Origin of the sequence: Dasania marina DSM 21967 (genome assembly GCF_000373485.1) — a bacterium.
Lineage (GTDB): Bacteria > Pseudomonadota > Gammaproteobacteria > Pseudomonadales > Dasaniaceae > Dasania > Dasania marina.
In genome coordinates, this window is record NZ_KB891588.1 from 79,751 (window position 1) to 91,845 (window position 12,095).

A 12,095-nucleotide genomic window follows, 5' to 3' on the forward strand; every position below is an offset into this window, starting at 1 on the left:
AATCGTTAGATATCGACTTACTGTCATACCGGGTTTCACCCCGGCATCCATAGAGCTACCTGATCAGCAAGCTAGTCTCTTTTGGCGGTAAGCTCTGCTGCCTCACATAACCGAGAGCTCGCTACAATCCATTTTCTTATTAAGGACAATAATGGAATACGAGATAAATCAATTTCATCAACCTGTAGGCTTAGCCATAAACAACTGGACACCACCACCCTTACCCAAGCGCACAGTGCTAACCGGTCGTTTTTGCCACCTTGAACCACTAGCCTCACACCACACAGAAAATCTATACGCCGCCAATCAAGTAAACAGTGAGAGTGACAACTGGACGTACTTACCCTACGGGCCTTTTAGCGACAGTAAGGATTACCAAACCTGGATTGAGCAATACACAAGTAGTAACGACCCACTCTTTTACGCCATAGTAAACCTATCAACAGGTAAAGCCGCCGGAGTTGCCAGCTATTTACGCATCACCCCTAACATGGGCACGATTGAAGTCGGACACATACACTATTCGCCAAACCTACAGCGCAGCCCTGCAGCAACAGAAGCCATGTTTTTAATGATGGATCATGCCTTTTCACTAGGCTATAGGCGCTACGAATGGAAATGCGACGCACTCAATGCGCCTTCACGTGCCGCAGCTCAACGATTAGGGTTTTCTTTCGAGGGCATATTCCGCCAAGCAGTCGTTGTAAAAGGACGCAATCGCGACACGGCTTGGTATGCAACCACCGATCAAGAATGGCCAACACTTAAAGCCGCCTTTATACAGTGGCTATCGCCAGGTAATTTTGATGAAAACGGCAATCAAAAAACTAAACTGTCCGATTTAACCGCTCCGTGTTTACAAAATATTATTTAATAAATAAAAAAGGCCAACTCCGCAAAGAGCTGGCCTTTTTGAAATCTAGCGACTAGAGACTAAACCCTAGCGACTGCCCTTACCCACCCACATAAATCCTCGGCACTCGCGTTGGCATACGCGCCAATAATTCATAACCGATAGTGCCAGCACAGGCTGCTATTTCATCGACAGGCAAACCTTCACCCCACATCATTACCTCATCGCCTAACTGCACATCGGCTATGTCGGTGACGTCGATAGTAATCATGTCCATAGATACATTGCCCACTATGCTAACGCGCTCGCCGTGAATCAACACCGGTGTACCGGTCTTAACTACGCGAGGGTAGCCGTCGGCATAACCCATGGCGATGGTAGCAATTTTTGAGGGGCGCTGGGCGCACCAGTTGGCGCCATAGCCCACGCACTCGCCTACCGCTATATCGCGTAGAGCAATGACGGCAGTCAGTAGGTTCATCACTGGCTGCAATTGGTCGGCGCTTTCCTGGCTATGACCAAAAGGGTTACCGCCATAGAGCATATAACCTGGGCGCACCCAGCTGCGACGGCAATCTTGCCAGGCCATAGTACCCGCCGAGTTGGCAAGGCTGGTTTCTACAGTTTGGCCCAACTCATCGGCCACATCCTTAATCGCCGCAAGAGTCTCATCAAAACACTGTATTTGGGTATCGGTTTGTGGACGCTCTAACTCATCCCCACACGCCAAGTGCGTCATGAGTACAATGGCGTCGGCTACGTTGTCGCTCTCGGCTAGCAAGCGGTATAACGTTACTGCTTCATGGGGCTGCACTCCCAAGCGATGCATACCGGTATCCAGCTTTAACCAAACTTTTAAAGGCTGGCCAGCTTTAGCATGAGTCAGCATTTCTATTTGTGCGCGGCTGCCCACGGCGACCCAAAAACCCTGCTGCTGCGCTACAGCAACTTCGCTGGCGCTAAACATCCCCTCTAATAATAAAATAGGTTGCTCTATGCCTGCCTCTCGCAACTCCATGGCTTCTTCTATGCAAGCCACGCCAAATACCGGGGCGTGTTCTTGTAAGGCCTTTACCGTCTCAACAGCACCATGGCCGTAGGCATTGGCTTTAACAATAGCCACCGCTTGCGAGTCGGGTGCAATATTGCAAGCCACGTTATAGTTGTGGCGCAAGGCATCTAGATTGATTTTAGCTTTTGCAGGACGAGCCATGGTTTATTTCTCTTTCTAAGTGCAGCAAATCATTAAAGCGTCGTGAGAGGTATTCACAGACAAAAAAGCAAGAAAAAGCGCTGCGTACTCTTGAGTACGCTATAACGCTATTCTTGCTTTTAAGCGCTGCCGTTAAGCAGCGCGGGGTGCATCGAGTGCGCAGTAATTAATAATCGTACTTTTGCGCGCTATATAAGGTTTGTGCAGCCAACCATACGTCGCCCACTTCACCGTTACCTACGGGCTTGCCGTCAACTTCAACAACGGGTGCAATCTCTTTAGAAGAAGAGGTAATCCACACTTCATCAGCGTTTAACACTTCGTCTTTAGTGACTATGCGCTCTTCCACTTTGATAGAGCCATCTTTCGCTAATATGCTTAACAAAATTTTGCGGGTAATACCGGGCAAGCACTGGTTATCTAGTGGTGGCGTTATGACTACGCCATCTTTAACAATATAAGCGTTACAGGCAGACGCTTCGGTTAGCTCGTTGTTGGCGTTGAACAATAAGGTTTCGTTCATGCCGGCAACATGGCCAGACTGAAAGTGCATGACATTACCCAACAAGGCGGTAGATTTGATGTTGCACCTATCCCAGCGTAAATCTTGCTGTGTGTTGACTTTGTAGCCCTTAACTTTGGCCTTATCGGCCACAGCGGCAGGAGCAATATCAAAAGCAAAAGCAAACACGGTAGGCGTTACATTATCGGGGTAAGCATGAAAGCGTTTAGTGTCGGTGCCGCGGCTAACATGTAGATAAATACCTAAATTGCCTCCACCGTTTTTCTCGATTAGCTGATCACAAACGTCTTGCCATTGATCGTGCGACCAATCCAGTTTGATATCAACAAAACCCATACCTTCTATCATGCGGTCTATGTGCGGGCCAAAGCCTACCATTTTACCGTCGTATGAAGGGACCACTTCATAGATGCCGTCGCCAAATAGAAAACCACGGTCCATAGGCGATATTTTCGCCTCTGCCATGGGCATATAAGCGCCGTCTAAATACACAATAGACATAAGATCAATCTCACGTTAGTCAAAAAATTCGGTCCACGCTCATAGTAGGGCTTGCCTCTATGAAATGGCCACCTGAAATAAAAGGGCGGCAATTCTAACAGAAATTACCGCTTTTGGTCATCTTTACAACAATAGTGGCAGCTATTGCCCCTGCAAGCCTTAGAGAATAAGGCCTGCAGGGAATGACGCAATGTACTTACTTGTATCAAACGGGACTTAAAAACCCGCTACGGCTCTTAGTTCGGCAATTACCGACTCGCCTTCCGTAGGTTCCATACCGTCTTCGGTCACGGTGTTTTCGCGGCTTACACCGTCTACACTGCCTCTGACAGACAAGTATTCTAGTATCGCCCGCGGCTTGATAGGGGCTAATAAATCTTGTTGGTTCCATAGGGACAACCACACGATTAAACCGTAGGCCCCCCAGTTAGACACATCCGCCACCATCAACTCATCACACTGGGTGCGGGCGGGGATGATACTTAAACTTTCTAAAGCCTCAGCAATATTGCCCATGCCTATCTCGTTGCCACCATCGCCTATGGCCATGGTAGGACAAGCGGCTAAACGCAAAAAGTCGTCAAAGCTGGGGCAGCGGTGGCTAATATCTTCACCGCGCATATTCGAGTACTGGCCATTGGCATTAAGGCCGGGCATTTCTATGCTCACTACCACATCGGGCTTAAGCGCCGCTAAGCCGGCTTTGGCCTCTTGCTCGGCTACCGCCAAATTGCCTTCACTAATCGTGTGTACGCGATAATCCGGCGCCAAGGCCGCCGCTAAAGCACCACTGGTAATGATGATAGGCTGCATGCCTAAGGCTTTGAAGGTGTCATACAGGGCAATAGCGCCAACAGGACCATCGGTTTCGAAGGTGTGGGTGTCGCCGGGCTGAGGTACAGGAAAGCCCGTGCCTATTAATACCACACTACCGGGCTTGGCTAACTGCTCTTGCAGCACTCTAGCGGCACGGTAGTAATAACCGGCTTCTAAAACTGCTTGCGCGTTTTGCATGCCACGCGGGTTGCGGGCCACCAGTATGTTTTCAATTTGCTGGCTAAGCGCCTGCTCGGTGCTGTTAAAGCGTAATTCAGTACTTGTCATAAAACGATCTCAAAAAGCGGCTATACAGCCTATTCACTTGCTACTGCGACTAACTGGCTTTGAGCACGTTCAAAATGGCTCTTGGCTAGATGTAAGGCGTTGTGGGCACAATCTATAGTAATGGGTTCAAAGCGCACTTTGCCGCCCGGCATTTGCTGGGCAAGATAAGCTAAATCTAACGACAACACAGCACCAATTTTGGGGTAACCCCCAATGGTTTGCCTATCATTCATTAACACTATGGGCTGGCCATCGGGTGGAACCTGTATAGCCCCCAAGCAAATACCCTCTGACAACATGGCTGACATAGCAGCGGCAATCGCCGGGCCTGCCATTTTATAGCCCATGCGATCACAGCGATCAGATACCGTGTACTCACTGCCAAAGAACACGCGCTGTTGCACACGACTAAAGCTCTGCTCTTGATAGCTGGGAATAACACGAACAGTAATGTCTTTGCTATAGCTAGGGCGCCACTGCTCAGGCAACTCTAAACAGGGAGCATCAATGCCTTTAACCGGCAACTCATCACCCGCCTGCAAGGCCTTACCCGCCAAACCGCCTATGCCTTCCCGCACTACTGTAGCGACTGAACCAAAGCTTTCTTTAATTTGGAAGCCACCCGCTACGGCAAGGTAAGAGCGGCAGCCATTGGTAGCAAAACTCAAGGCGATAGTATCGCCCGTTTTCACCTTATGACTGCGCCATAACTCGCGCTCTTCACCGTTAATCGTGAAAGGCACTTCGGCACCGGTTACAGCGATCACAGTATCGGCTTGCGAGGTCATAGTTAACCCCCCTACGCTGGCCTCAATGGCGACGGCATCGGCAGCGTTACCGCATAATAAATTAGCCCAGTTAAATGCCAAAGCGTCCATGGGGCCGGAGGTGGTTAACCCCACGCCGTGGTAACCGTAGCGGCCGGCATCTTGTAACAGGCTCAAAAAACCAGGAGCAACAACTTTAAAACAACTCATGCCTTCGCCTCCTGTTGTAAAAACTTCTCATCCAATTCGCCACCCATGGCCAAGAACTCGTCTTTGCTAATGGCTTTAAATTTCACTCTATCACCTACAACTACCGGCATTAGGCTTTCCCCTTCTGGGGTGAACATGGGGATGGGACACAGGCCTATTAAATTCCAGCCGCCCGGGGAAGGTGCCGGGTACACCGCGGTTTGCCTATCGGCAATACCTACCGCGCCCTTGGGTACATATTTACGCGGCGTAGCGATACGGGGCGAGGCGATACGCTCATCCACTTGCCCTAAATAGGCGAAACCCGGGGCAAAGCCTATAGCGTAGACACGGTATTCTTCGGCCTGGTGCAGGGCAATAATTTCATCGACGCTCAAACCCGAGCGCTCAGCAATAATTTTTAAATCGGGGCCAGATTCTTCACTGTAATACACCGGTAACGTGACTACGGCACCCTCTTGATTGCCGCTAGCACTGTCACCAGCAATAGCCTGCTGTATGCTTTTGCGCAACTGTAAATGGTCACACTTATAGGCATCAAAAATCACTAGCAATGAGGCATAGGAAGGCACCATATCGATGATGACATCGGCCAAGTGCTCGCGTATGGCTTGGGTAGCTGCATAAACAGCCGCTGCGACTTCAGCATTAGCCTCGTCGCCAAAATACAATATCAGTGAATTTTCACCGGCTATTTGAATCTTCATGAAATAGTTATTCCCCGAAATTTAAGACTGCGCGCGCTGGTCGACTAAAGCACGAATGGCTTCTATAGCTTGCACACCGGCTAGGTTATCGCCGTGCACGCACAGGGTATCCACCTGCAGGGTAAGTGTGTGACCACTTACTGTGGTGATAGTCCCCTGATCACAGAGCTGCTCAACTTGCGCTAGCATTTTTTCTTTGTTGTGTACCGCGCCGGCTTTGCTGCGTGCTAGCAACTTGCCATCATCGTCATAGCAACGGTCGGCAAAGGCTTCAAACCATAACTCTAAACCCAACGCAGCCGCTTCAGCTTTGTGCTCGTCAGCTTGCGGCGTGGCTTGCAGCATGAGTTTAATAGGCTTATGGAAGGTGGCTACGGCTTCCATGATAGCTTCACGCACATCTGCTTTGGCCATCATGTCGTTGTATAAAGCACCGTGGGGTTTAACATATTGCATTTCAATGCCCGCGGTTGCGGCCATGCCGTCCATTGCTGACAGCTGGTACAACATAAACGCTTTAATTTCGTCAGCGCTGCAGTTCATAGAACGGCGGCCAAATCCTACTAAATCGGGATAAGCGGGATGGGCACCGACCATAACGCCGTGCTCTTTTGCCAAGCTTAGGGTGCGCTGCATAATCAACGGATCACCGGCGTGGAAGCCACAGGCTATATTGGCTTGATTAATATGAGGCATAACCGCCTCATCCATGCCCATAGTCCATGAGCCGAAACTTTCACCTAAATCACAATTTAAACGCACGTTGCTCTCCAAAGTCTTTTAAAAACTATCAATATTTGCCGTCGCGGCCTCAGCCAATTACAGCTTAGCCCTACTACATAATGGCCAGTTTGCTATTGGGCATATCGGTCACCACCATGCAGCCGGGGCTGTGGGTAATGCAGAAAGGCGGCTTGGCTTGGGCGATAGCTTCTTGCGGGGTTACCCCGCAGGCGGTAAAAACGGGCACTTCACCGGGTTTAATGGTGACAGGATCACCGAAGTCAGTCTTGTTGATATCGGCTATGCCTATGGCAGCTGGGTCGCCAAAGTGTATAGGCGCGCCGTGTACTGAGGGGAAACGGCTGCAAATTTGTATCATACGTATGGCATCCACCGGTTTAAAGGGACGCATGCTCACCACAGTATTGCCACTAAAACGGCCGCCCGGCTTGCACGGTACGTTGGTGCGGTACATCGGTACGTTAACGCCTTCGGCAATATTGCGTATCTCTAAGCCATCGGCGATTAGCGCTTCTTCAAAGGAGAAAGAACAACCTATCAAAAAGGTCACTAAATCGTCGCGCCAGTAATCTTTAATGTCGGTGACTTCATCGGTCATCACACCGTCATTCCAAATACGGTATTGCGGCACATCGCTGCGTATATCGAAATCCTTGCCGGCCTCGGGCAGGTGATAAGCACCAGCTTCTGGTGCTACCGCAATAATAGGGCAAGGCTTGGGGTTAGCTTGGGCGAACATTAAAAAGTCCTGCGCCCAGTCTTTGGGCAAAATCACTACGTTGGCCTGCACAAAACCAGTACATAAACCCGAGGTATTACTGCTGTGCTCACCGCTGCGAATTTTTTGACGCAAGGCGTAGGGCGTTAAATCTGCTGACATAGTATAAACCTCTTTATCATGCTATTTACTGTGCGACAGCTAACCGCTCACACGCTTAAGCAAGGGTGTCAGGTTGCCGAATCTTGGGGATAGCAGTACCAGAACCAGGAAAATCAGGGCCGAATTATATAGGATTTTGCCGTTTTGCACCTTAGTTAAAGCGCTTATTTTTACAGTAACTGCAGCCTACAGCTGCCGCATTTTCGCTCAACACAGGGTATTTTGCTGTGCTTCTAGAAAAAATATCATGTAAACACTGACAAACACCACCACAACGTTATAAATACCCAGACACAAAAAACCCCGCACAGACTCGTGCAGGGTTTTTTAATGGTGAAGCTAGGCCGCGTTAACGGCCAGGCGCCGGGGGACGATTACATCATACCGCCCATGCCACCCATGCCGCCCATACCACCCATGCCGCCCATATCTGGCATACCGCCAGCAGCGCCATCGTCAGCAGCATCGCAGATCATCGCTTCGGTAGTGATCATCAAACCAGCAACCGAACCAGCAGCCTGTAGCGCAGTACGGGTTACTTTAGCGGGGTCTAATATACCCATGGCTATCATGTCACCGTATTCGCCAGTACCGGCGTTGTAACCGAAGTTACCTGTACCAGCCTTCACTTTATCTAACACTACCGAGGCTTCGTCGCCCGCGTTAGTGACTATTTGACGTAAAGGTGATTCCATCGCACGGCGAGCTAAGTTGATACCTACCGTTTGGTCGTCGTTAGCACCGGTTAAGCCTTCGATAGCTTGTAAGGCGCGAACCAAGGCAACACCGCCGCCAGGTACAACACCTTCTTCTACTGCTGCACGTGTTGCATGCAAGGCATCTTCAACGCGCGCTTTCTTCTCTTTCATTTCCATTTCAGTAGCGGCGCCCACTTTGATAACGGCAACGCCGCCAGCTAGTTTAGCAACACGCTCTTGTAACTTCTCACGATCGTAATCTGAAGAGGTATTTTCCATTTGCACACGAATTTCAGCAACACGTGCTTGAATAGCCGCGGCATCACCCGCACCGTCAATAATCACAGTCGCTTCTTTATCTAGAGTAATGCGCTTGGCAGAACCTAAGTGCTCAAGAGTCGCTGATTCTAAATCTAGACCTAGCTCTTCAGTGATTACCGTACCACCCGTTAAAACAGCGATGTCTTCAAGCATAGCTTTACGACGATCACCAAAACCAGGTGCCTTACAAGCAGCCACTTTCACTATGCCGCGCATGTTGTTAACTACCAAGGTAGCCAAGGCTTCGCCTTCAACATCTTCAGCAACAATGATTAATGGGCGAGATGATTTAGCAACCTGCTCTAACAAGGGCAGCAATTCACGAATGTTTGAGATTTTTTTGTCTACTAACAATACGAAAGGCGCTTCGTGCTCAGCACTCATGTTCTCAGTGTTAGTCACAAAGTAGGGTGATAGGTAACCACGGTCAAACTGCATACCTTCAACGATGTCTAACTCGTTTTCAAGCGTAGTGCCTTCTTCAACAGTGATAACACCTTCTTTTCCGACTTTATCCATCGCTTCAGCAATGATGTCACCTACATTAGTATCGCTATTAGCAGAGATGCTGCCTACTTGCGCAATCGCGTTGCTGTCGGCACAAGGTGTAGCCATCTCGCGGATTTTAGCAACAGCTGCAATCACTGCTTGGTCGATACCGCGCTTAAGATCCATAGGATTCATGCCAGCGGCAACAGCTTTTAAGCCTTCATTAACAATTGACTGGGCTAGTACAGTCGCTGTTGTAGTACCATCACCGGCATCATCTGATGCTTTAGAGGCAACTTCTTTCAGCATTTGCGCGCCCATATTTTCAAACTTGTCTTTTAGCTCGATTTCTTTAGCAACAGAAACGCCATCTTTAGTAACCGTTGGGGCACCAAAAGATTTATCTAATACTACGTTACGACCCTTGGGCCCTAAGGTTGCTTTAACCGCATCTGCCAAAACATTTACGCCTTTAAGCATTTTTTGACGAGCTTCATTACCAAACTTTACGTCTTTAGCCATGACTATTTCCTTCAATTATCTTTTCAATGAGCTGCCAGCTTAGCGGCAACCTCTGCGTTCAACGGGCAATGCTTAAACAGGACTTAAGCCATTACGCCAAAAATTTCGCTTTCGCTCATGATGATTAACTCTTCACCATCAACATTAACTGTGTTGTTACCAGCATAGGGACCAAAGATAATTTGATCGCCAACTTTTACTGCTAAAGCGCGTACTTCACCGCTATCTAATACACGGCCTTCACCTACTGCAACGATCTCACCCTGGTTAGGCTTCTCTTTAGCCGAACCAGATAAAATAATACCACCAGCTGACGTGGCTTCTTCTTCTTTGCGACGAACAACAACGCGATCATATAAGGGACGAATTTTCATTTTGGCACTTCTCCAAAAAACTATAATTATCTAATTTAATAAGGCCGGGCGACCCGGGATGACTGGGATATGGGGCCAGCTAGAATGACTTCAAGGCCCGCCCCTAAAAATTTGTTAAAAAAAGCTGCTTTGGGGTCATTTAGTGTACTTAGCCACCAAAGCCTAATCCTCGCGGCGGTATTCGCCCTCTATCGTGGTGTGCTCACCCCCACCCAAAGACGAACCCCGCTTATCGCCACCCTTGCCCACAGTAGGTCCTGCCGCAGGCCCGCCAGTAGGGCCAGCACCAAAGCCACCGGCACCGTGACTAAAGGCCGTAAAACCGCCACTACCGGCCACCACACCCTTGCGTACCAGGTGGTCGATTGCCCAACCCCTAGTAAGCGGCAGTAGACAGAAAAAGCCCACCGCATCGGTAATAAAGCCCGGGGTAAGCAATAAAGCCCCACCCACCGCCAGCACTATGCCCGACAGCATTTCTTTAATGGGGATCTCGCCCTGCGCCATACGCTGATTGGCCCGCAGCAAGGTATCCACCCCCTGCTTGCGCAATAGGGCGGCACCAATAATGGCAGTGAGGAACACCAAGGCCACGGTATTAAGGCCGCCTATATGATCACCCACCTCTATAAGCAGCATGATTTCGGCAATGGGGATGAGAATAAAAAGGAAGAATAGGATGCGCATAGCGGGCTCGGCAGGGTATGTTTGCTTGAGATATGGGGGCCCGCAGGAGGAATTCAAGGTTATATCCCCGATCGGGAGGCTATTGTTATCTAGATAGAAAGATAGTCATGCCGGCTTGATCCGGCATCTATTGACCTGTCATTATCGCGATGGATGGAGGGGGATGATACTTTTGGGCGCTTTCGCTTAGTCATCTAACTCATAAATAAATCTGTTTTGTACACCCACGGTGAGCACCGGCTTACCTTCTTTGAACGCTGGCGCATAACGAAATTTCTCTGCCGCTTTAATAGACGTACTCACAAAAGATTTATGGCCAGCCCAATCCACCACTTTAACATTGCGCACAAAACCCGACTCATCGACATCATACTCCACAATGGCATACCCCTCCCTTTTAGCCATGCTCGCTTTACGCGGATACATGGGTGCAGCTTTCACTAGAGGGAGATAATTTTGCGCTGAAGTAAAGGGCGTCATACGACCAATAGCTAAACAATGCTGCGTAGCTTCAGCATCCTTACCCATCTTTGAATAAGCCATGACTAAAAAGCCGTGTGTTGCCAGTTCAATTTTATTGGAAGGCTGATCAGGTAGTTCAAACGTCTTTAAGGCTTTAGTTAAATACTCTGCGGCATCATCGTAATCCCTAGTCGACAGTTCATACTTCCCTAAGTTAAACGCAGCCCAGCCAGCCAACGACGAATTCTCACCAAGCTTGTCCGAATAAATTTTGTAGCTATTCTCTAAATGAGTTCTTGCCGCAATAGATCGCGTTCTCAGCAGCAACTCCAAACCTATTTCCGATGACAACTTGGCATGCTCTAAAGAGTCATCACCATAATACTTGGCTGATAGTTCTAACGCTCGATTGTAATATGATTTTTGGCCACCATTTCTAAATAAATGTGCTTTTGAATGCCCTAAATCTATTAATAATGCTATTAACTCTATTGAGTCCTCGCCATAAACACGCTCATACATAGCCAAGGCTTTTTTTAATATCTTTGCAGCTTCGTCTTTTTGGTTTACGTCTAAAAGGTTTAGCCCGTAATTGTAAGCTAATGTAGCGGTGTTTTTATGATCCTCACCGTACAGCTTCAAAGCTATTTCATAGGCCGACTCGGCATACGGTAACGACTGTTTCCATTGTTTTTTATCCGCATAGCCACTAAATGCAGCATAAGACCGCTTAAACTCTGCAACCGTGGGCTCAACACTGGCATAACTAGCTGAGCTTAAAATTGATAGCGCTACCACCCAAAACAATCCAATTATTTTTTTCATATCTTTCTTCCTGTGAAATATAGGTGGCAGAAACACTCTTTTGGAACAAAGTTACTATGAAAAACATAGAGCCTGCAATCGCTGGTCGCGAATAAGCCCGTCACCTAGAGCTCAAGGGGAGAGCATTTGAAATGCTAAACCCATAACACCACTCTCTAGCAGCCTAGCAACGAAGGAACACCGTAGTGCGCACAGAATCGAACTAGCGCTTGCGA

At 48.7% G+C, this 12,095-nt stretch carries 12 protein-coding genes; 1 reads left to right on the top strand and 11 read right to left on the bottom strand.

The window, feature by feature from the left end; translation table 11 throughout:
• Nucleotides 1-151: 151 nt before the first annotated feature.
• Entirely contained in the window at nt 152-874 is a 723-nt protein-coding gene (locus B067_RS0116520) for a GNAT family N-acetyltransferase (RefSeq protein WP_019531196.1), read from the top strand.
• Between the two features lie 79 nt (nt 875-953).
• On the opposite strand, the gene alr is transcribed toward B067_RS0116520, so the two are convergent.
• The 11 genes from alr to B067_RS0116575 all read right to left on the bottom strand — a co-directional run bounded on the left by alr (nt 954) and on the right by B067_RS0116575 (nt 11,880).
• The gene (alr, locus tag B067_RS0116525) at nt 954-2,066 is read right to left on the bottom strand and encodes an alanine racemase (RefSeq protein WP_019531197.1); all 1,113 of its coding nucleotides are present in this window, start codon (nt 2,064-2,066) and stop codon (nt 954-956) included.
• Between the two features lie 166 nt (nt 2,067-2,232).
• Nucleotides 2,233-3,090, bottom strand: a complete 858-nt coding sequence (locus tag B067_RS0116530) for a D-amino acid aminotransferase (RefSeq protein ID WP_019531198.1) — start codon at nt 3,088-3,090, stop codon at nt 2,233-2,235.
• Nucleotides 3,091-3,306: 216 nt separating this feature from the next.
• Nucleotides 3,307-4,194, bottom strand: a complete 888-nt coding sequence (locus B067_RS0116535; protein WP_019531199.1) for a glutamate cyclase domain-containing protein — start codon at nt 4,192-4,194, stop codon at nt 3,307-3,309.
• Nucleotides 4,195-4,223: 29 nt separating this feature from the next.
• Nucleotides 4,224-5,171 carry a 5-oxoprolinase subunit C family protein gene (locus B067_RS0116540; protein ID WP_019531200.1) on the bottom strand — a complete coding sequence of 316 codons (948 nt, stop codon included), beginning with the start codon at nt 5,169-5,171 and terminating at the stop codon, nt 4,224-4,226.
• Nucleotides 5,168-5,878: a 5-oxoprolinase subunit PxpB gene (gene pxpB, locus B067_RS0116545; RefSeq protein ID WP_019531201.1), complete on the bottom strand. Its 711-nt coding sequence runs from the start codon at nt 5,876-5,878 to the stop codon at nt 5,168-5,170. Before pxpB ends, B067_RS0116540 begins: the two co-directional genes overlap by 4 nt.
• Nucleotides 5,879-5,899: 21 nt before the next feature.
• Complete coding sequence (locus B067_RS0116550) at nt 5,900-6,640, bottom strand: 5-oxoprolinase subunit PxpA (protein ID WP_026244735.1); 741 nt, start codon at nt 6,638-6,640, stop codon at nt 5,900-5,902.
• A gap of 73 nt (nt 6,641-6,713) precedes the next feature.
• On the bottom strand, nt 6,714-7,502 hold the full coding sequence (locus B067_RS0116555) for a putative hydro-lyase (protein ID WP_019531203.1): 789 nt from the start codon (nt 7,500-7,502) through the stop codon (nt 6,714-6,716).
• Nucleotides 7,503-7,876: 374 nt separating this feature from the next.
• Nucleotides 7,877-9,532 (bottom strand): chaperonin GroEL, encoded by a 1,656-nt coding sequence (gene groL, locus B067_RS0116560; protein ID WP_019531204.1) that lies wholly within the window; start codon nt 9,530-9,532, stop codon nt 7,877-7,879.
• Between the two features lie 83 nt (nt 9,533-9,615).
• Entirely contained in the window at nt 9,616-9,906 is a 291-nt protein-coding gene (locus tag B067_RS0116565) for a co-chaperone GroES (RefSeq protein WP_019531205.1), read from the bottom strand.
• A gap of 162 nt (nt 9,907-10,068) precedes the next feature.
• Nucleotides 10,069-10,593: an FxsA family protein gene (locus B067_RS20745; RefSeq protein WP_083921453.1), complete on the bottom strand. Its 525-nt coding sequence runs from the start codon at nt 10,591-10,593 to the stop codon at nt 10,069-10,071.
• A gap of 186 nt (nt 10,594-10,779) precedes the next feature.
• Complete coding sequence (locus tag B067_RS0116575; protein ID WP_019531207.1) at nt 10,780-11,880, bottom strand: TonB family protein; 1,101 nt, start codon at nt 11,878-11,880, stop codon at nt 10,780-10,782.
• Nucleotides 11,881-12,095: the final 215 nt, after the last annotated feature.

Bases quoted from the DNA above. Each gene is read 5' to 3' on its own strand.
- B067_RS0116540 (WP_019531200.1), bottom strand. From the start codon at position 5,171: ATGAGTTGTTTTAAAGTTGTTGCTCCTGGTTTTTTGAGCCTGTTACAA.
- B067_RS0116530 (WP_019531198.1), bottom strand. From the start codon at position 3,090: ATGTCTATTGTGTATTTAGACGGCGCTTATATGCCCATGGCAGAGGCG.
- B067_RS0116575 (WP_019531207.1), bottom strand. From the start codon at position 11,880: ATGAAAAAAATAATTGGATTGTTTTGGGTGGTAGCGCTATCAATTTTA.
- B067_RS0116535 (WP_019531199.1), bottom strand. From the start codon at position 4,194: ATGACAAGTACTGAATTACGCTTTAACAGCACCGAGCAGGCGCTTAGC.
- B067_RS0116565 (WP_019531205.1), bottom strand. From the start codon at position 9,906: ATGAAAATTCGTCCCTTATATGATCGCGTTGTTGTTCGTCGCAAAGAA.
- groL (WP_019531204.1), bottom strand. From the start codon at position 9,532: ATGGCTAAAGACGTAAAGTTTGGTAATGAAGCTCGTCAAAAAATGCTT.
- B067_RS20745 (WP_083921453.1), bottom strand. From the start codon at position 10,593: ATGCGCATCCTATTCTTCCTTTTTATTCTCATCCCCATTGCCGAAATC.
- pxpB (WP_019531201.1), bottom strand. From the start codon at position 5,878: ATGAAGATTCAAATAGCCGGTGAAAATTCACTGATATTGTATTTTGGC.
- alr (WP_019531197.1), bottom strand. From the start codon at position 2,066: ATGGCTCGTCCTGCAAAAGCTAAAATCAATCTAGATGCCTTGCGCCAC.
- B067_RS0116520 (WP_019531196.1), top strand. From the start codon at position 152: ATGGAATACGAGATAAATCAATTTCATCAACCTGTAGGCTTAGCCATA.
- B067_RS0116555 (WP_019531203.1), bottom strand. From the start codon at position 7,502: ATGTCAGCAGATTTAACGCCCTACGCCTTGCGTCAAAAAATTCGCAGC.